This window comes from Enterobacter vonholyi, assembly GCF_040834095.1.
Taxonomy (GTDB): Bacteria; Pseudomonadota; Gammaproteobacteria; order Enterobacterales; family Enterobacteriaceae; genus Enterobacter; species Enterobacter vonholyi.
In genome coordinates this window covers 4,320,304-4,339,434 of the sequence record NZ_CP162152.1, presented here as the reverse complement: position 1 = coordinate 4,339,434, position 19,131 = coordinate 4,320,304, and the positions used below count along the sequence as shown (strand labels likewise).

Genomic DNA, 19,131 nt, shown 5'->3' with positions numbered 1-19,131 from the left:
CACCTTAAATAAGAGCCTGCGTTTCCGGGAAACCGAAACGAATATTTGCACACTGCATTGCCTGTGCGGCAGCGCCTTTCAGTAAGTTATCTTCTGCGGCCACCACGATGAGATGCTCACCCTGAACGGCAAAGCCGATATCGCAGAACGGCAGACCGACCACGTTTTTCAGCGCCGGCACGCCTTTGTCGTACAGGCGCACCAGCGGTTTGTCCGCATACGCCTGCGTGAAGGCCTCGTTCACCTGCTCTTTGGTCACGCCCGGTTTCAGGCGGCAGGTGATGGTTTCGAGGATCCCACGCGGGAAGCTGCCCAGGTGCGGGGTGAAAATGACGTCCGCGCCCAGATGCGTCGTGATTTCAGGGTGATGACGGTGATTAAACACGCCATACGGCTGAAGGCTCACTTCGCAGAAGCTGTTGGAGATCGCCGCCTTGCGGCCTGCACCGCTCACGCCGCTGGTGGCGTTAATCACCGGCCACTGGCTCAGATCCAGCAGGCCTGCGTCGATCAGCGGCTTCAGGGAAAGCTGCGCTGCAGTCGGGTAGCAGCCCGGAACGGCAATCAGGTCAGCTTCTTTCAGTTTGTCAGCGCTCCACTCCGCCAGGCCGTACACCGCTTTTTCCAGCAGATCCGGATGCTGATGGGTGAAACCGTAATATTTTTCGTAGAACGCGCCGTCGTTAACGCGGAACGCGCCGGAGAGGTCGAAGACCACGCAGCCAGCCGCCAGGAACTGCGGCGCCAGGTCGTGGCTGACCTCGTGCGCGGTGGCTAAAAACACCACGTCGACGCCGTCGGTAAACTCGCTGATGTCAGACATGGGCTGCAGCGGCAGATCGACCTGGCCCTTAAGCTGCGGATGCAAATCGGAAATTAACTTTCCTGCATCATTGCTTTGCGCTGACACGGTCAAAGCGGTTATGGTCATATGTGGATGGCGATTCACGTAGCTTACAAGCTCTGCGCCCGCATAACCGCTAGCGCCTACAATCAGCGTATTCAACATCGGGTTCCTTTATGCTCAACGTTAATGTATTTTTATTCACATTTATTGCATGAATATTGATACTATCACGACCTAAGGTGTGTCAACAATGAAAATGAACTTACCGCCATTTATCGAGATCTACCGCGCCCTGATTGCCACACCGTCCATCAGCGCAACGGAAGAAGCGCTGGATCAGAGCAATGAGACTTTAATCAATCTGCTGGCGGGTTGGTTTAGCGATCTTGGGTTTAACGTTGAGGTTCAGCCCGTTCCCGGAACCCGCCACAAATTTAACCTGCTCGCCAGCACCGGAACCGGTGCGGGCGGCCTGCTGCTGGCCGGTCATACCGACACCGTGCCGTTTGACGATGGCCGCTGGACGCGCGATCCGTTCACCCTGACCGAGCATGACAACAAGCTCTACGGTTTGGGCACCGCCGACATGAAAGGCTTCTTCGCCTTTATCCTCGACGCGCTGCGTGACGTGGACGTGACGAAGCTGAAAAAACCGCTCTACATTCTGGCGACCGCTGATGAAGAAACCAGCATGGCTGGCGCGCGCTACTTCTCTGAAAACACGTCGATTCGCCCGGATTGCGCGATCATCGGCGAGCCGACGTCGTTGCAACCGATTCGCGCGCACAAAGGCCATATCTCTACGGCCGTGCGCGTGCTCGGCCAGTCCGGCCACTCCAGCGACCCGGCGCGCGGCGTGAACGCCATTGAGCTGATGCATGACGCCATCGGGCGCATCATGGCCCTGCGCGACGATCTGAAAGAGCGCTATCACTATGACGCGTTCACCGTGCCGTATCCGACCCTGAACCTCGGCAGCCTGCACGGCGGCGATGCCTCGAACCGTATATGCGCCTGCTGCGAACTGCATATGGACATCCGCCCGCTGCCGGGTATGACCCTCAGCGATCTCGACGGCCTGCTGAATGAGGCGCTGGCCCCGGTGAGCGAGCGCTGGCCGGGCCGCCTGACGGTCTCCGAACTGCATCCGCCGATCCCGGGTTACGAATGCCCGCCGGACCATCAGCTGGTTGAGGTGGTGGAAAAGCTGCTCGGTGAGAAAACCGACGTGGTGAACTACTGCACCGAAGCGCCGTTTATTCAGACGCTTTGCCCTACGCTGGTCCTTGGCCCCGGCTCCATCAACCAGGCGCACCAGCCGGATGAATATCTGGAAACCCGCTTCATCAAGCCAACCCGCGAACTGATTACACAGGTTGTGCATCACTTCTGCTGGCATTAAAACCGCACCGTACACCCCATAGGGAGAAGACTGCCTGGTGCGGTCTTTTCCCCTTTACCCAAAGGGCAGTAAGGTCCTGGGCAGGGGATGTCTCACTCCCCATCATGAACTTTCTTCATCTTGTCTGAGCAAACCTCACCGTTATTGTTGATTATTTATGTTGACGTCCCTCTGCTTTTCCGTCATTTTTACATCTGGACGTCTAAACGTATAGAAGTTCACAAGACAACAGACAACGACATGTGATTGATAGAGGTAAGGTATGAGCTTTTTTCACGCCAACCAGCGGGAAGCACTGAATCAGAGCCTGGCCGAAGTAAACGGTCAGATTAACGTCTCTTTTGAATTTTTCCCGCCGCGCACCAGTGAAATGGAGCAAACCCTGTGGAGCTCTATCGATCGTCTCAGCAGCCTGAAGCCGAAGTTCGTTTCCGTGACTTACGGCGCTAACTCCGGCGAGCGCGATCGTACGCACAGCATTATCAAAGGCATCAAAGATCGTACCGGTCTGGAAGCGGCGCCGCACCTCACCTGTATCGACGCGACCCGCGACGAGTTACGGGCTATCGCCCAGGATTACTGGAATAACGGCATCCGTCATATTGTCGCACTGCGCGGTGATCTGCCGCCGGGCAGCGGTAAGCCGGACATGTATGCCGCCGATCTGGTCGCGCTGCTGAAAGACGTGGCTGATTTTGATATCTCCGTTGCCGCTTATCCTGAGGTGCATCCGGAAGCGAAAAGCGCCCAGGCCGATCTGCTTAACCTCAAGCGTAAAGTGGACGCCGGCGCGAATCGCGCCATTACCCAGTTCTTCTTCGATGTCGAAAGCTATCTGCGCTTCCGTGACCGCTGCGTCTCCGCGGGCATCGACGTTGAAATTATCCCAGGTATTCTGCCGGTCTCTAACTTCAAGCAGGCGAAGAAATTCGCTGATATGACCAATGTCCGCATTCCGCTGTGGATGTCCAAAATGTACGAAGGGCTGGACGATGACCCGGAAACCCGCAAGCTGGTGGGGGCTAATATCGCGATGGACATGGTGAAAATTTTAAGCCGTGAAGGAGTGAAAGATTTCCACTTCTACACGCTAAACCGTGCGGAGATGAGCTACGCCATCTGCCACACTCTGGGCGTTCGCCCCGCGTAAAACACCAAAAGCCCTCTTAAATTGAGGGCTTTTTAACAGGGGAAAAAGTTAAAAGGTATCAGCTATCGAATCTGTGGATTAATTCAACTATAACTTATTGCTAGTGGTGTATATCGTAACGGTAACACTGTAAAAGGGAGCATAGCGATGAGCACGTCAGACGAGACCAATAAAGCGGCATCAGTCGGCAAATGCCCGTTCCACCAGGGCGGCGTCGATCACAGCGCGGGCGCAGGTACAGGCAGCCGCGACTGGTGGCCAAAACAACTCCGCATCGATCTTCTTAACCAACATTCCAATCGTTCGAACCCGCTGGGTGAAGACTTCGACTACCGCAAAGAATTCAGCAAACTTGATTACTCCGCCCTTAAAGGCGACCTCAAAGCACTCTTAACCGACTCTCAACCGTGGTGGCCTGCCGACTGGGGCAGCTATGCGGGCCTGTTTATCCGTATGGCCTGGCACGGCGCGGGTACCTATCGCTCCGTTGACGGGCGCGGTGGGGCTGGACGCGGTCAACAGCGCTTTGCGCCGCTGAACTCCTGGCCGGATAACGTAAGCCTGGATAAGGCGCGCCGTCTGCTGTGGCCCATCAAGAAAAAATACGGTCAAAAAATTTCCTGGGCTGACCTGTTTATCCTCGCGGGTAACGTGGCGCTGGAAAACTCGGGTTTCCGCACCTTTGGTTTTGGTGCCGGACGTGAAGACGTCTGGGAACCGGATCTGGACGTGAACTGGGGTGATGAGAAAGCCTGGCTGACCCACCGTGACCCGGAAGCGCTGGCGAAGCGTCCGCTGGCTGCCACCGAAATGGGCCTGATCTACGTCAATCCGGAAGGGCCAAACGCCAGCGGCGAACCGCTGTCAGCGGCGGCAGCGATTCGCGCCACCTTTGGCAACATGGGTATGAACGACGAAGAGACCGTGGCGCTGATTGCAGGCGGCCATACCCTCGGCAAAACCCACGGCGCGGGTGAAGCCACCCACGTGGGTACTGACCCGGAAGCCTCTCCGATTGAAGCGCAGGGCCTCGGCTGGGCGAGCACGCACGGTACGGGCGTGGGCGCTGATGCCATTACCTCCGGTCTGGAAGTCATCTGGTCACAAACTCCGACCCAGTGGAGCAACTACTTCTTCGAGAACCTGTTTAAATTCGAATGGGTGCAGACCCGCAGCCCGGCGGGAGCGATTCAGTTTGAAGCCGTGGATGCGCCGGAAATCATGCCTGACCCGTTCGACCCGTCCAAAAAACGTAAGCCAACGATGCTGGTTACCGACCTGACGCTGCGTTTTGACCCGGAATTCGAAAAGATTTCCCGCCGTTTCCTGAACGACCCGCAGGCCTTTAACGAAGCCTTCGCGCGCGCGTGGTTCAAACTGACCCACCGCGATATGGGACCAAAATCGCGTTACCTCGGCCCGGAAGTGCCGAAAGAAGATCTGATCTGGCAGGACCCGCTGCCGGAGGCGGTATTCAATCCGACCAAAGAGGACATTGAAAGCCTGAAGGCGGAAATTGCGGCCTCTGGCCTCTCTGTGAGCGAGCTGGTTTCTGTGGCCTGGGCGTCGGCATCGACCTTCCGCGGTGGCGATAAGCGTGGCGGCGCCAACGGTGCGCGTCTGGCGCTTGCTCCTCAGCGTGACTGGGACGTGAACGCCGCAGCGGTTCGTGCGCTGCCGGCTCTGGAGGCTATCCAGCGCACCACCAACAAAGCCTCTCTGGCCGATATTATCGTGCTGGCGGGCGTGGTAGGCGTTGAGCAGGCCGCAAAAGCGGCGGGCGTTTACGTCAACGTTCCGTTTACGCCGGGACGCGTGGATGCGCGTCAGGATCAGACGGATATCGAGATGTTTAACCTGCTCGAACCGGTTGCTGATGGCTTCCGCAACTACCGTGCGCAGGTGGATGTGTCCACGACGGAATCCCTGCTGATTGATAAAGCCCAACAGCTGACGCTGACCGCACCGGAGCTGACGGTGCTGATCGGCGGCCTGCGCGTGCTGGGTGCCAACTTTGATGGCAGTAAGAACGGCGTGTTCACCAACCGCGAAGGCGTGCTGAGCAATGATTTCTTCGTGAACCTGCTGGACATGAATACCCAGTGGAAGGCGACCGACGAATCAAATGAGCTGTTTGCCGGAAGCGATCGCGTCAGCGGTGAAGTGAAATATACCGCCACCCGCGCCGATCTGGTCTTCGGTTCAAACGCCGTGCTGCGCGCGCTGGCCGAGGTTTATGCCAGTGATGATGCACACGAGAAGTTTGTCCGCGACTTCGTTGCAGCATGGGCGAGGGTAATGGATCTGGACCGGTTTGACGTGAAGTAACCCTTGTGCCGGGTGGCGGCTACGCCTTACCCGGCCTACGGGCAAAAAAATCCCCGCCGATGCGGGGATTTTTATTCATGCCAGTTACTCCCACTCCTGCAGGAACCGCTGCCCATATTGGTCAGCCACCAGCAGCGCCGCGTAAACCTGATCCGGCGACACGCCGCCAGGCATATTGTGGATGGTTTCTCCTTCCGCACAGGACGCCTCTGCGATCAGCCGCATTTTGGCCGGAATATCTTCTTTAATATTTAGCTGTGCCAGCGTAATCGGCAGCCCAACGCTGTGGCAAAGCGCCGCGACGGCCTCTATTTCTTCTACCGGCGCGTTTTCCAGCACCAGCTGCGTCAGCGTACCAAACGCCACTTTTTCACCGTGATAGAAGTGGTGCGCGTCCGGTACCGCCGTCATACCGTTATGAATAGCGTGTGCCGCCGCCAGTCCGCCGCTTTCAAATCCTACGCCGCTAAGATAGGTGTTGGCTTCGATAATGCGTTCCAGCGCCGGTGTTACTACATGCTGTTCCGCTGCAAGCATGGCTTTTTCACCCTCTTCAATCAGCGTGTTGTAGCACAGCTCGGCCAGCGCGAGCGCAGCCTGCGTACATTTGCCGCCCGCCATGGTGGTCGCACCGCTGCGCGAGCAGGCGCGTGCTTCAAACCAGGTCGCCAGCGCATCGCCAATCCCGGCGGCCAGCAGACGTGCCGGCGCACCTGCTACCACTTTGGTATCCACAATGACCATGTTCGGGTTGTGCGGCAGCATCAGGTAGCGATCGAACTCGCCGCTGTCGGTGTAGATAACGGAAAGGGCGCTGCACGGCGCATCGGTGGAGGCAATAGTCGGTGCAATGGCGACGGGCACGTCCATAAAGTGAGCCAGCGCTTTGGCGGTATCCAGCGTTTTACCGCCGCCGATGCCCAGGACTGCCAGGCAGTCGGCGCCGTCGGCCAGTTTTTTCAGCCGATCGATTTCATTTTGTGAACACTCGCCGCCAAATGGCGCTATTTCGGCATAGAGTTCCGCATTTTTAAAACTCTGACGCAGGGTCTCTTCGGCAAAACCCAGCACAAATTTATCACCGACAACCAGCCAGCGATTGGCCAGGGGTTTCAAATAGTCGCCGAGACGGGTAAGCACATCAGCGCCCTGGATATATTTTCCCGGCGATTGAATGATACGGTCCATAACAGTTCTCCCTTAGAGATTGAGGTTACCAAACGCGTTTTTCCAGTCTTGCTCGAACTTCTCTACGGCTGACTCTACCGCCGGTGTGCCGAGCATATGTTGCGCTACGTCTAAGGGAAGCGTGATTGCCTCGCATCCCGCCAACAGGCAGTCCAGCGCCTGACGCGGCGTTTTGAAGCTGGCGGCCAGCACTTTGCTTTCCGGCGCGTGCAGTTCCAGTAGGGATTGCAGCTCCTGGACCATGCGAATGCCGTCACCGCCCTGAGCGTCAACGCGGTTTACGTACGGCGCGACATACTTCGCGCCTGCCAGTGCGGCAAGCAAGCCCTGCGCCGCGCTGTAAACGGCGGTTCCCAGCGTGGTTATCCCCTCTTTTTTCAATGCTTTAATCGCGATGAGCCCCTGAGCCGTCACCGGGATTTTCACCACAATTTCCGGGATGGCGTTACTTAAACGTTTGGCTTCCTCCACCATGCCTTCTGCGTCGCGGCTCATGGTTTGAGCAAACAACGTGCCTTCTGGCCCGATGGCTTTTTGCAGGCGCGGCAGCACGTCCCAAATGGATTCACGGCTGGCGGCAATGATGCTCGGATTGGTGGTGACGCCCGCTATGGGAAAAATGCGCGCCAGGCGTTCAACTTCCGCCACGTTGGCGGTATCCAGGTACAGTTCCATCACTCTTCCTCGTTTTACAGTTCTAATTCGTGTTGTAGCAGGGAAGCAATCGCCTCCCCGGAGCTGGCGTTAACCAGCGCGTTGCGGAAATCTTCATGCATGATGCGGCGTGCCAGGCGGGAAAAAATACGCATATGCTGATCGCCCGCGGCATGTTTGTTCAGCGTCAGCATGATGATGAATTGTGCTTCTTCATCCCCCCACGTGACGGGGGCTTTCAGGCGTGCAACGCTAATGGTGGATTGCTCAATGTGCTCCGATTTGCAGTGCGGAATGGCAAAGCTAAAGCCGAGACCGGTGGAGAAGACGGCTTCGCGCGCCCACAGATCGGCCTCCAGCTTGCGGGGATAGCGGCAACGTCCTGCAAGCAGCAGGTTATCGGTCATTCCTTTCATGACCTCTTCTTTACTGTTCCAGTCATTGTCCAGTGAAATGCAGCGTGGTATGACCAGCGGTGTGTCCTGCTGATTCATGCGGAACTGCGCCAGCAGGTGTTCCACTTCAAGCGAAGTGCGACACGCCATAGCCTGATTCAGCAACTGGCGGCAGGCGCGGCTATCAAGCTGAGCCAGACGCGCTTTGGTTGCCGGAATGGCGGGCGACCCCATGCTCAGCTCATCCAGACCCAGACCCACCAGCAATGGCAACACCGAACCTTTTGCACCCAGTTCGCCGCACAGGCCAATCCATTTACCCTGGCGATGGACGGCTTGCACCGCGTAATCCAGCGCCCGCAGGAAGGCCGGGTTAAGGCTGTTGTAATGGCGTGTGACTTTGGCGTTGTCGCGGTCAACGGCCAGCAGATACTGCGTCAGGTCATTGCTACCGATGCTAAAGAAATCAATCTCTTCGCAGCACTGATCGATGATAAACATTACAGAAGGCACTTCCAGCATGATGCCGAGCGGGATTTTCTCATCAAACGGAGTATGTTCCGCGCGGAGCTGTTGTTTCGCTTCGGCAAGTTTCTCTTTCACCCACAGGATCTCTTTCATGGAAGAGATCATCGGGATCATTATCTTCAGGCTGCCGTGAGCAGAGGCGCGCAGGATCGCCCGAAGCTGGGTGGAGAAAAGCACTGCATATTCTTCGTAAATACGTACGGCGCGGTAGCCGAGGAACGGGTTATTTTCGGCCGGGATATTCAGATACTCCACCGGTTTATCGCCGCCGATATCCATGGTCCGCACGATGATGCTGCGCCCGTTTGCGCTTTCCAGCGCCTGGCAGAAAATGTTGTAGAGCTCGTTTTCACCGGGCGCGCTGCTGCGGTCCATATAAAGCATTTCGGTGCGAAACAGGCCAACGCCCTCGGCGCCGTTCCCAAATGCTGCCTGCGCTTCCACCGCATGGGCGATGTTAGCGGCAATCTCAACGCGCAGGCCGTCTGCGGTTCTGGCTTCCCGGTCAAGCCAGATGCCCTGCTGCTCGCGTAGTGCCTGTTGTACCCGTGCTTCCTGTCGGTAGTAGCGTGTTACCGCATCGCTGGCATTGACCACGACCGCACCGGCATTGCCATCGATAAATACGGGCTTATTGCGCCACTGCAGCAGGCTTTCGCTGTCGACGCCCACTAGTGTCGGAATATTAAAGGAGCGTGCAAGAATAACGGTGTGCGAGGTTGTTCCACCGCTTTTTAGCAGTAGCCCCTTAAGCAAAGTTTTATCGAGTTCCAGGAACTGGCCGGGCGTGAGGTCGTCGGCAAGGCAGACGCTCGGCTGAGTGAGTTGTCCCGGTGCCGGAAAGCGTTGTTCACCATAAATTTGTTGTAAAAGTTGATAGCAAACATCGCGCACATCCAGCACACGTTCCTGTAAGTAGCTGCTGCTGGAGCGAGAGAACGCATCGCAGAAATGGTTGGCTGTGGCGATTATCGCTTGCGCGCAGCTTAGCCCCTGGCTCACGCCAGCAAGAAGATGCTGATGCAGAGAGGTATCCGTCGCCAGAGATCTGTGCGCGTCGAGAATTGCGCTGGCGGTGCTGTCGCTGTCCAGCGCACGAAGTTCAATGTTTTTCACCAACAGGGTGAGTCCGTTGTCCAGCGCTGACTGTTCATCTTCCACGCTTTTCCCGTCGGGTAAATCCGTCAGTGCATTGAGATCCAGCGAGGTCAGCAACGTCAGCACGCCCTGGGCACTACCGCTGCACACAGGCAGGGCGCGAAAGAGCGTTGGATTAAGGCGTGCGAGAGATTCTGGCAGCGGATCGCGCCCAGTATTGATGGCTTCTGCGAGCGGCGCATCACAGTGTGGAAATTCTTCCCGGAGCCATTGTTCCAGATGTTGATGGGCGTTCTGCTCATCTTCACCATGGATCACCAGACGACAGGCGTCGCCTGCCAGCGTATCGGTACCAATAAGTGCCAGTGCGCTCTTGGCATTCCCTTTACGGTCTGTGCGCAGGTTGTGCCATTCGATTTGCGAGATAAACGTATTGCACAGCGTCTCCACATGACTTGCCGGACGCGCGTGAACACCGTTGGGTAATTCACAGGTAAATTCCACTACGAGAGCCATACACACTCCTGAAATCAATCCTCATTCATTGGGCAACAGCATACGAGTGTGTTGATGACGCGCGCCATGTGACAAATCTGCCAAAAGCTGGACAAATGTAATATCACGTGAAAAGTGAGATTTGACTCACAGGTTGTGGTGTTTTGTCTGATGCGTACCATTGATCAGAAATGTGGAGGCGGATCTCATTTTTATTTCGACATTACAAAAATCCAGTAAATGGCCTTTTTGTCTCCTGTTAGCCGTCTTCCTGATTGCCTATTGTTTGCCACAACATCTTTATGGTTTTAGGCCAGGAGCGACATATGAAAGAGTTGGTGCATATTCTCAAGAACACGCGGCAGCATCTGATGACCGGGGTATCACACATGATCCCGTTCGTGGTCGCAGGCGGTATTTTGCTGGCGGTCTCGGTCATGCTGTACGGCAAGGGTGCGGTCCCGGATGCAGCAACCGATCCCAACCTCAAAAAGCTATTCGATATCGGCGTAGCAGGGTTGACGCTGATGGTGCCTTTCCTGGCCGCCTATATTGGCTATTCCATTGCCGAGCGCGCAGCGCTGGCGCCTTGCGCTATTGCCGCGTGGGTCGGTAACAGCTTCGGTGCGGGTTTCTTCGGCGCCATTATTGCCGGGATCCTCGGCGGGATTGTCGTCTGGTATCTGAAAAAACTGCCGGTCCCGAAAGTGCTGCGATCCGTCATGCCTATCTTCATCATCCCTATCATCGGCACCTTTGTTACCGCAGGCATCATGATGTGGGGTCTGGGTGAACCAGTTGGCGCGTTGACGGCGGGCTTAACCCAGTGGCTGCAAGGGATGCAGCAGGGCAGCATCGTAGTGTTGGCCGTCATCATGGGGTTGATGCTGGCCTTCGACATGGGCGGCCCGATTAATAAAGTCGCCTATGCCTTCATGCTGATCTGCGTTGCACAGGGCGTCTACACCGTGGTGGCGATTGCGGCAGTCGGTATCTGTGTGCCACCGCTGGGATTAGGCCTGGCGACGGTGATTAATCGCAAGAATTTTACCGGTGAAGAGCGTGAAGCGGGTAAGGCCGCATTAGTGATGGGCTGCGTGGGGGTCACCGAAGGGGCCATTCCGTTCGCCGCAGCCGATCCTCTGCGTGTCATTCCCTCCATCATGCTGGGATCCGCATCTGGCGCAGTGACGGCCGCCGTGATGGGCGCGCAATGCTATGCCGGCTGGGGCGGGCTCATCGTTCTCCCTGTGGTGGAGGGCAAACTCGGCTACATCGCGGCGGTTGCCGTGGGGGCTGTGGTGACGGCCATTAGCGTTAACGTGCTGAAGAGTATTGCCCGTAAGAATGCAAAACAGGTCGTGGAAAAAGAGGACGACCTAGATCTGGATTTCGAAATTAACTGAGTGAGGAAGAGAACATGACCCGAATTATTGCAGTAACAGCATGTCCGTCAGGCGTTGCTCATACCTACATGGCGGCCGAAGCGCTGGAAAGTGCCGCCAAAGCTAAAGGTTGGGAAGTGAAGGTTGAAACGCAGGGGTCGATTGGCCTGGAGAATGAACTGACGGCAGAAGACGTTGCCGCCGCAGATATGGTGATCCTGACCAAAGATATCGGCATTAAGTTCGAAGAGCGCTTTGCCGGGAAAACCATTGTACGCGTCAATATCAGCGACGCGGTAAAACGCGCTGACGCCATCATGAACAAAATTGATGCCCACCTGGCGCAAACCGCCTGACGCTTTCCCGCCTTTAGGGGCGGGCTCGTTTTCCGTTACAGGAGTTCCCTCATGACGAATCGTACCCAGCGTTTGAAAGACGCTCTTTTTGCTAATCCGCGTGAAATCTCGCTTGAGCGTGCTTTGCTCTATACCGCCAGCCATCAGCAGACGGAGGGCGAGCCGGTTATCCTCAGGCGAGCAAAAGCCACGGCGTACATTCTTGACCATGTGAACATCGCGATTCGTGATGAGGAACTGATTGCGGGAAACCGGACCGTTAAACCGCGCGCGGGCATTATGTCTCCTGAGATGGATCCGTACTGGCTGCTTAAGGAGCTGGACCAGTTTTCCACACGCCCGCAGGACCGCTTCGAGATCGGCGAAGCGGATAAGCAGATTTACCGTGACGTGCTGTATCCCTACTGGGAAAAACGGTCGATGAAGGATTTCATCAACAGCCAGATGACGGATGAGGTGAAAGCCGCCGTGGGGACGCAAATTTTCAGCGTCAATCAGACGGACAAAGGGCAGGGGCATATCATTATTGATTATCCGCGCCTGCTGAATAACGGGCTGGGTGCGCTGGTGGCGCAAATGCGAGAATATTGTGCCCGCGATGCGCAGAACATGTTCTATGCCGCCGCGCTGATTCTGCTTGAAGCATCCCAGCGTCATATTCTGCGCTATGCCGCGCTGGCTGAAAGGCTTGCGTCCGGCTGTGATGAAGCTTCACGGCGTGAAGAACTATGTAAGATTGCCGAAATCTCGCGTCATAACGCGCAGCATAAGCCGCAAACGTTCTGGCAGGCGTGTCAGCTGTTCTGGTATATGAACGTCATTTTGCAATACGAATCTAACGCCAGCTCGCTTTCTATCGGGCGCTTCGACCAGTATATGTTGCCGTTTTATCAGGCTTCACTCTCGCAGGGGGACGATCCCGAATTTCTGAAAGAGCTACTGGAATCGCTGTGGGTGAAATGCAATGACGTGGTGCTTTTACGTTCGACCAGTAGCGCACGTTATTTTGCAGGTTTTCCGACGGGTTATACCGCGTTGTTGGGCGGCTTAACGGAGAGCGGTCGTAGCGCAGTGAATGTGCTTTCCTTCCTGTGCCTGGATGCTTACCAGAGGGTTCAGCTTCCGCAGCCGAACCTAGGCGTACGGGTTAACGAACTTATCGACCGACCTTTCCTGCTTAAAACGGCGGAGACGATCCGCCTGGGCACCGGTATCCCGCAGATTTTCAATGATGAAGTGGTGGTGCCTGCTTTCCTTAATCGGGGGGTGTCGCTGGAAGACGCGCGCGACTACGCGGTGGTTGGCTGTGTAGAACTGTCGATTCCGGGTAAAACCTACGGTCTGCATGATATCGCGATGTTTAACCTGCTGAAGGTAATGGAAATCGCGATGCAGGAGAACGAAGGTAACGCAGCGCTGAGTTATGAAGGCCTGCTGGACCATATCCGCGCCAAAATTAACCACTATATTGCGCTAATGGTTGAGGGGAGCAATATCTGCGATATCGGCCATCGCGACTGGGCACCGGTGCCGTTACTCTCTTCATTCATAAGCGATTGTCTGGAATCAGGGAAAGATATTACCGAGGGTGGCGCGCGCTATAACTTTTCTGGCGTTCAGGGGATCGGGATAGCCAATCTGAGTGATTCACTGCACGCCCTGAAAGGGCTGGTTTTTGAACAGCATCGCTTAAGTTTTGATGAGCTATTAGCCGTATTGAACGCTAACTTTGCCACGCCAGAGGGCAAAAAAATCCGCGCACGGTTGATTAATCGCTTCGAAAAATACGGCAATGATATCGATGATGTCGACAACATCAGCGCTGAACTGCTGCGCCATTACTGTAAAGAGGTCGAAAAATACCGGAACCCGCGCGGCGGGCAGTTCACTCCGGGGTCTTATACCGTGTCGGCACACGTGCCGCTCGGGGCGGTGGTGGGGGCCACGCCCGATGGCCGCTTTGCCGGCGAACAGCTGGCAGACGGTGGGCTTTCGCCGATGCTTGGGCAAGATATGCAGGGCCCAACGGCGGTACTTAAATCGGTAAGCAAGCTGGATAACTATCTGCTATCTAACGGTACGCTGCTAAACGTTAAATTTACCCCTGCGACGCTGGAAGGCGATGCCGGGCTGCAAAAGCTGGCGGATTTCCTTCGCGCTTTCACCCAGCTTAAGTTGCAGCATATCCAGTTCAACGTGGTGAACGCGGAGACATTGCGTGAAGCGCAACAGCGTCCACAGGATTTTGCCGGGCTGGTGGTGCGCGTTGCCGGCTACAGCGCCTTCTTTGTGGAATTATCGAAGGAGATCCAGGATGACATTATCCGCCGCACAGCGCATCAGCTGTGACGTGGTTGAAACGCGCGCCGAGGTGGCGCGTATTTTCAACATCCAGCGCTACTCATTGAATGACGGACGCGGCATCCGTACGGTTGTCTTTTTTAAAGGCTGCCCTCACCGCTGTCCGTGGTGTGCGAATCCAGAGTCGATTTCGCCGAAAATCGAGATGGTGCGTAGAGAAAGTAAATGTCTTAACTGCGCCCCCTGTTTACGGGACGTTGATGAGTGCCCCTCCGGCGCATTTGAGCCTATCGGGCGGGACGTTACGCTGGAGGAGCTGGAAAAAGAGGTAATGAAAGACGATGTATTCTTTCGTTCCTCGGGAGGCGGAGTGACGCTTTCGGGTGGGGAAGTATTGCTGCAGGCACCTTTCGCGACACGGCTACTACAAAGGCTGCGTCGATTCGGCGTGCATTCGGCCATCGAAACGGCAGGCGATGCCCCTTTGTCCCGATTAATACCGCTGGCTCGCCAGTGTGATGAAGTGCTGTTTGATTTGAAGATCATGGACGCGGATCTGGCCCAATCGATTATGGCAATGAATCTTCCCAGAGTGCTGGATAATTTCCGCCAGCTGGTGGCTGACGGGATAAACGTGATTCCCCGCGTGCCGCTTATTCCGGGCTATACGCTCAACGAAACGAACATGACGCGCGTACTGGATTTCCTGCTACCTTCAGGAATACGACAGCTGCATTTATTGCCCTTTCATCAGTATGGGGAGCCAAAATACCGCCTGCTGGGACAGGAGTGGGGCATGCGGCAAGTTATCCCTCCGACAGAAGATGAGGTGTCAGCGATGCGTCAACGGGCAGAGCGAGAAGGTTTCAATGTTACCCTGGGAGGCTGAATATGACAGTGATAACGGGACGTCATCTGGTGGCGGTGACCGCGTGCGTCAGTGGCGTCGCGCATACCTATATGGCTGCCGAACGGCTGGAAAAGCTCTGCCAGCAGGAGAGGTGGAGTGTTAACATCGAGACGCAGGGAGCGCTGGGCATCGAGAGCGAGCTTACGGAAGACGACATTCAGCGTGCCGATGTCGTATTGCTGATTACCGATATAGAACTGTCGGGCAGTGAGCGTTTCGAGAATGCGCGCTACGTGAAGTGCGGTATTAGCGCCTTTTTACGTGATCCACAAAAGGTGATGGGAGCGGTGCGTAAGATATTAGCCGCTCCGCAGCATACTCAGGTCATTCTGGACTAGCGGTCTTCCCGGTGAGCTGGCTGTGATACTGGCGACGGTATTCTGAAGGCGAACGCTCCGTGTTCTTGCGAAATAACCGGCAGAAATAGTTGCTGTCAACAAATCCGCAGGCATGCGCTACCTCTTTCACTTTTAAATCATACCCTTTCAGCAACTGGCGAGCGTGTTCCAGCCGGGTGTGCGTCAGGTATTCATTGAAACCCACTGCGCCCGTTTTCTGAAACAGATGCGACAGGTAGTTTGGGGAGATATAAAAAGCCTGCGCGACGGATTCCCGGGTAAGCGGGGTGGCGTAGTGTTCGTCAATATAGATCCGAATCGCTTCAAATAAAGCCTGACTGCGGGAGGCGGTTTGGATCTGGCTACCCAGCAGGTCGACGCAGTGGCTAAGCAGGCTGGCGATAATCAGCCGCGCGGTTTGTTGCTCATGGGGCTGCATCTGTATTTCATGAAGCGTCTGTAAGAGTAGCGATCCAATACGCGGACCACGGCGGGCAACGTTCTGCTTTGCCAGGTTACGAACGTCTACGCCATCCCAGTGTATAAGGCTAAAACCAAGCTGCTGTTTGCCAAACAGGATGCTCAGCGTTGTTGCGGGGGCTTGCCATTGTGGATTATTCCAGCCGCCAGCCGGGACGTATAAAACGTCACCCTGCTGTAATACGCAGCCAGCCAGGTCTTTCATGGATCCTTCGATCGCGATCTCCAGACGTGGAAAATCGACCTGCAAGGCAAGTTCGGGGGCGGAGGTCGCTGGGTTTGCAAAATGCACCTCATGCAGCGGCGTTGTGCCGTTGATCAGGTCATTCAGGATATCGGTAATGTCGTGGTGCATGGTGTTGATACCAGGGTATTGCCGGGTGGCGCTAACGCTTACCCGGCCTACTTATCGTAGGCCCGTGCAAGCGCAGCGCCGCCGGGCGTAAAGCATTAGCCGGTGTTACGCATACCCGCCGCAACGCCCGCAATCGTCACCATCAGCGCCTGTTCAACACGTGGATCCGGCTCTTTCCCTTCTTCTTCCGCCAGACGCGAACGGTGCAGCAGCTCTGCCTGCAGGACGTTCAGCGGGTCGGTGTAGATGTTACGCAGTTGAATAGACTCGGCAATCCACGGCAGGTCCGCCATCAGGTGTGAGTCGTTGGCGATGTCCAGAACCACTTTGATGTCGCCTTCCAGCAGTTCGCGCAGCTCTTTGCCCAGCGCCCACAGCTCAGGTTTCACCAGACGCTGATCGTAGTATTCCGCCAGCCACAGGTCAGCTTTCGAGAAGACCATCTCCAGCATGCCCAGACGGGTAGAGAAGAATGGCCAGTCGCGACACATGGTCTCCAGCTCGCTCTGTTTGCCGTCTTCCACCACTTTTTGCAGCGCGGCACCGGCACCCAGCCAGGCGGGCAGCATCAAACGGTTTTGCGTCCAGGCGAAGATCCACGGGATCGCGCGCAGAGACTCTACGCCACCGGTCGGGCGACGCTTCGCAGGACGTGAGCCCAGCGGCAGTTTACCCAGCTCCTGCTCAGGCGTGGCCGAGCGGAAGTAAGGAACGAAATCTTTGTTTTCACGCACGTAGCCGCGGTACAGATCGCAGGAGATATCAGACAACTCGTCCATGATATGGCACCAGGATGCTTTCGGCTCCGGCGGCGGCAGCAGGTTTGCTTCCAGGATAGCGCTGGTATAAAGCGACAGGCTGCTGATGGTCACTTCCGGCAGACCGTACTTGAAGCGGATCATCTCGCCCTGCTCGGTGACGCGCAGGCCGCCTTTCAGGCTTCCCGGCGGCTGTGACAGAAGGGCTGCATGTGCAGGTGCGCCGCCACGGCCAATTGAGCCACCGCGTCCGTGGAACAGGGTCAGCTCAATACCGGCTTTCTCGCAGGTTTTGATCAGGGCATCCTGCGCCTGATACTGCGCCCAGGATGCCGCCATCACGCCTGCATCTTTCGCGGAATCGGAATAGCCGATCATCACCATCTGTTTGCCCTGGATAAAGCCGCGGTACCAGTCGATATTCAGCAGCTGGGTCATGACGTCGTTGGCGTTATTCAGGTCGTCGAGGGTCTCAAACAGCGGGGCGACCGGCAGGGCGTAGTCGATTCCCGCTTCTTTCAGCAGAAGGTGAACGCCCAGCACGTCGGAAGGGGTCTTCGCCATAGAGATCACATAGGCGGCCACCGATCCTTTCGGCGCGTCCACGATCGCTTTACAGGTGTTGAGCACTTCGCGGGTTTCGTTGCTTGGCTCCCAGTTGCGCGGCAGCAGAGGGCGCTTCGAGTTCAGCTCGCGGATCAGGAAGGCCTGTTTGTCGGCTTCGGACCAGCTTTCATAGTCGCCGATGCCGAGGTAGCGGGTCAGCTCGCCCAGCGCTTCGGTATGGCGGGTACTTTCCTGACGGACGTCGATACGCACCAGCGGCACGCCGAAACACTTCACGCGGCGCAGGGTGTCGAGCAGTTCGCCGTTAGCGATGATGCCCATCCCGCAGGCCTGGAGTGATTTATAACAGGCGTACAGCGGCTCCCAGAGCTGTTCGTTCTGGCTGAGCAGGCCTTCTGGTTTTGGCAGGCGCTGACCTTTCAGACGCGCTTCCAGCCACGCCTGAGTGGCCATCAGCTGACCGCGCAGTTTTTTCATCAGGAAACGGTACGGTTCGCTGGCGCCTTCTTCTCCGGCCAGCGCGCGCAGTTCCGGCGTCGCTTCAACCATCGACAGCTCGGAGATCAGCACCTGAATGTCTTTCAGGAACAGGTCGGTCGCTTTCCAGCGGCTCAGCAGCAGGACGTGACGGGTAATTTCCGCGGTCACGTTCGGGTTGCCGTCGCGGTCGCCGCCCATCCAGGAGGTGAAGCGGACCGGAACGAAATCGACCGGCAGGCGGTAGCCAAGGTTCTCTTCCAGCTGTTCGTTCAGCTCGCGCAGGTAGTTCGGCACCCCTTCCCACAGGCTGTTTTCCACCACCGCAAAGCCCCATTTGGCTTCGTCGACCGGGCTTGGACGATGCTTACGAATTTCATCGGTGTGCCAGGACTGGGCAATCAGCTGGCGCAGACGGCGCATCAGCTGGTTGCGTTCGTAGTCGGCAATGTCTTTGTTATCCAACTGCTTCAGACAGTTGTTCACTTCCACCATTTTGTGGATCAGGGTGCGACGGGTAATTTCGGTTGGGTGTGCGGTCAGCACCAGCTCCAGCGAAAGCGACTCCACCGCTTTTTTGATGGTGGCCTCGTTGAGGTCTGGCTGGTCTTTCAGTTTACGAAGGGTGCGGGCAATGACTTCCGGGTTGCTTGCCGCTTCGCCATTTGGCGAAATGCTGTGGTATTGCTCAGCGGTGTTAGCCAGGTTCAGGAACTGGCTGAATGCGCGCGCAACGGGCAGCAGCTCATCGTTTGAGAGGTTCTGCAAGGTGGTGAGCAGCTCCTGACGACTGGCCTCGTTACCGGCACGGGAAGATTTTGACAGCTTGCGGATGGTTTCAACGCGGTCGAGGATGTTCTCCCCTAACGCATCTTTGATGGTATCTCCAAGCACTTTGCCGAGCATACTGACATTACTACGCAACGCGGAATATTGTTCGTTCATAAAAACCCAGTCACCCCATCATTTTTGTTTATGTCCAGGCGAAAATTTTCTGGACATTATTTTGTCATCTCCCTTTATAAAGCCACGTAAAACCCCCGTCGTCAATTGCTGCGAAAACGGTTCAGCAAACGAATAAATGTGGGCAATTTACGAAATTTAATTCGCATTGCTTCA

The 19,131-nt window shown here is 56.3% G+C and carries 14 protein-coding genes; 8 read left to right on the top strand and 6 right to left on the bottom strand.

The genetic code is table 11. The features are described 5' to 3' along the window. Window positions 1-4 precede the first annotated feature (4 nt). Window positions 5-1,009 (bottom strand): N-acetyl-gamma-glutamyl-phosphate reductase, encoded by a 1,005-nt coding sequence (argC, locus tag AB3N39_RS20395; protein WP_111963965.1) that lies wholly within the window; start codon window positions 1,007-1,009, stop codon window positions 5-7. 88 nt (window positions 1,010-1,097) lie between these two features. Between argC and argE the strand changes: the two genes are divergently transcribed. From argE to katG, 3 genes are all read left to right on the top strand, one after another. Next, window positions 1,098-2,249, top strand: a complete 1,152-nt coding sequence (argE, locus tag AB3N39_RS20390; RefSeq protein WP_136196033.1) for an acetylornithine deacetylase — start codon at window positions 1,098-1,100, stop codon at window positions 2,247-2,249. A 262-nt stretch (window positions 2,250-2,511) separates the two neighbouring features. Next, entirely contained in the window at window positions 2,512-3,399 is an 888-nt protein-coding gene (metF, locus tag AB3N39_RS20385; RefSeq protein ID WP_023309676.1) for a methylenetetrahydrofolate reductase, read from the top strand. A gap of 147 nt (window positions 3,400-3,546) precedes the next feature. Then, entirely contained in the window at window positions 3,547-5,727 is a 2,181-nt protein-coding gene (katG, locus tag AB3N39_RS20380; RefSeq protein ID WP_136196032.1) for a catalase/peroxidase HPI, read from the top strand. Window positions 5,728-5,811: 84 nt separating this feature from the next. Here katG and AB3N39_RS20375 read toward each other — a convergent pair whose 3' ends face one another. The 3 genes from AB3N39_RS20375 to ptsP are packed head-to-tail and all read right to left on the bottom strand — an operon-like array spanning window position 5,812 to window position 10,106. Next, window positions 5,812-6,915, bottom strand: coding sequence for a glycerol dehydrogenase (locus AB3N39_RS20375; protein WP_136196031.1), 1,104 nt, complete (start codon window positions 6,913-6,915; stop codon window positions 5,812-5,814). 12 nt (window positions 6,916-6,927) lie between these two features. Further along, on the bottom strand, window positions 6,928-7,590 hold the full coding sequence (fsa, locus tag AB3N39_RS20370) for a fructose-6-phosphate aldolase (protein WP_133295342.1): 663 nt from the start codon (window positions 7,588-7,590) through the stop codon (window positions 6,928-6,930). Window positions 7,591-7,604: 14 nt separating this feature from the next. Beyond that, window positions 7,605-10,106 (bottom strand): phosphoenolpyruvate--protein phosphotransferase, encoded by a 2,502-nt coding sequence (ptsP, locus tag AB3N39_RS20365; protein WP_288459945.1) that lies wholly within the window; start codon window positions 10,104-10,106, stop codon window positions 7,605-7,607. 305 nt (window positions 10,107-10,411) lie between these two features. Between ptsP and AB3N39_RS20360 the strand changes: the two genes are divergently transcribed. Genes AB3N39_RS20360 through AB3N39_RS20340 form a run of 5 tightly spaced genes read left to right on the top strand, consistent with a single transcriptional unit; the run spans window position 10,412 to window position 15,375 of the window. Further along, entirely contained in the window at window positions 10,412-11,491 is a 1,080-nt protein-coding gene (locus AB3N39_RS20360; protein WP_288459947.1) for a PTS fructose transporter subunit EIIC, read from the top strand. Window positions 11,492-11,505: 14 nt separating this feature from the next. After that, on the top strand, window positions 11,506-11,826 hold the full coding sequence (locus AB3N39_RS20355; RefSeq protein WP_111963972.1) for a PTS fructose-like transporter subunit IIB: 321 nt from the start codon (window positions 11,506-11,508) through the stop codon (window positions 11,824-11,826). 51 nt (window positions 11,827-11,877) lie between these two features. Further along, window positions 11,878-14,175 (top strand): formate C-acetyltransferase, encoded by a 2,298-nt coding sequence (locus AB3N39_RS20350; protein WP_288459950.1) that lies wholly within the window; start codon window positions 11,878-11,880, stop codon window positions 14,173-14,175. After that, window positions 14,141-15,016 carry a [formate-C-acetyltransferase]-activating enzyme gene (locus tag AB3N39_RS20345; RefSeq protein ID WP_288459952.1) on the top strand — a complete coding sequence of 292 codons (876 nt, stop codon included), beginning with the start codon at window positions 14,141-14,143 and terminating at the stop codon, window positions 15,014-15,016. Before AB3N39_RS20350 ends, AB3N39_RS20345 begins: the two co-directional genes overlap by 35 nt. A gap of 2 nt (window positions 15,017-15,018) precedes the next feature. Then, window positions 15,019-15,375, top strand: a complete 357-nt coding sequence (locus AB3N39_RS20340) for a PTS fructose-like transporter subunit IIB (protein ID WP_288459955.1) — start codon at window positions 15,019-15,021, stop codon at window positions 15,373-15,375. Here AB3N39_RS20340 and AB3N39_RS20335 read toward each other — a convergent pair. Together AB3N39_RS20335 and ppc are read right to left on the bottom strand one after the other, a co-directional pair. Then, on the bottom strand, window positions 15,362-16,210 hold the full coding sequence (locus tag AB3N39_RS20335) for an AraC family transcriptional regulator (protein WP_288459957.1): 849 nt from the start codon (window positions 16,208-16,210) through the stop codon (window positions 15,362-15,364). The two genes, AB3N39_RS20340 and AB3N39_RS20335, sit on opposite strands and share 14 nt — an antisense overlap. A 95-nt stretch (window positions 16,211-16,305) precedes the next feature. Then, a complete protein-coding gene (ppc, locus tag AB3N39_RS20330) occupies window positions 16,306-18,957 on the bottom strand; it encodes a phosphoenolpyruvate carboxylase (RefSeq protein WP_047653049.1) in 2,652 nt (883 codons plus the stop codon). Window positions 18,958-19,131 lie beyond the last annotated feature (174 nt).

Excerpts from the sequence above, each read along its gene's own strand:
- fsa (WP_133295342.1), bottom strand. The coding sequence starts at position 7,590 with ATGGAACTGTACCTGGATACCGCCAACGTGGCGGAAGTTGAACGCCTG.
- AB3N39_RS20355 (WP_111963972.1), top strand. The coding sequence starts at position 11,506 with ATGACCCGAATTATTGCAGTAACAGCATGTCCGTCAGGCGTTGCTCAT.
- AB3N39_RS20360 (WP_288459947.1), top strand. The coding sequence starts at position 10,412 with ATGAAAGAGTTGGTGCATATTCTCAAGAACACGCGGCAGCATCTGATG.
- AB3N39_RS20335 (WP_288459957.1), bottom strand. The coding sequence starts at position 16,210 with ATGCACCACGACATTACCGATATCCTGAATGACCTGATCAACGGCACA.
- argE (WP_136196033.1), top strand. The coding sequence starts at position 1,098 with ATGAAAATGAACTTACCGCCATTTATCGAGATCTACCGCGCCCTGATT.
- katG (WP_136196032.1), top strand. The coding sequence starts at position 3,547 with ATGAGCACGTCAGACGAGACCAATAAAGCGGCATCAGTCGGCAAATGC.
- argC (WP_111963965.1), bottom strand. The coding sequence starts at position 1,009 with ATGTTGAATACGCTGATTGTAGGCGCTAGCGGTTATGCGGGCGCAGAG.
- ptsP (WP_288459945.1), bottom strand. The coding sequence starts at position 10,106 with ATGGCTCTCGTAGTGGAATTTACCTGTGAATTACCCAACGGTGTTCAC.
- ppc (WP_047653049.1), bottom strand. The coding sequence starts at position 18,957 with ATGAACGAACAATATTCCGCGTTGCGTAGTAATGTCAGTATGCTCGGC.
- metF (WP_023309676.1), top strand. The coding sequence starts at position 2,512 with ATGAGCTTTTTTCACGCCAACCAGCGGGAAGCACTGAATCAGAGCCTG.
- AB3N39_RS20350 (WP_288459950.1), top strand. The coding sequence starts at position 11,878 with ATGACGAATCGTACCCAGCGTTTGAAAGACGCTCTTTTTGCTAATCCG.
- AB3N39_RS20345 (WP_288459952.1), top strand. The coding sequence starts at position 14,141 with ATGACATTATCCGCCGCACAGCGCATCAGCTGTGACGTGGTTGAAACG.
- AB3N39_RS20375 (WP_136196031.1), bottom strand. The coding sequence starts at position 6,915 with ATGGACCGTATCATTCAATCGCCGGGAAAATATATCCAGGGCGCTGAT.
- AB3N39_RS20340 (WP_288459955.1), top strand. The coding sequence starts at position 15,019 with ATGACAGTGATAACGGGACGTCATCTGGTGGCGGTGACCGCGTGCGTC.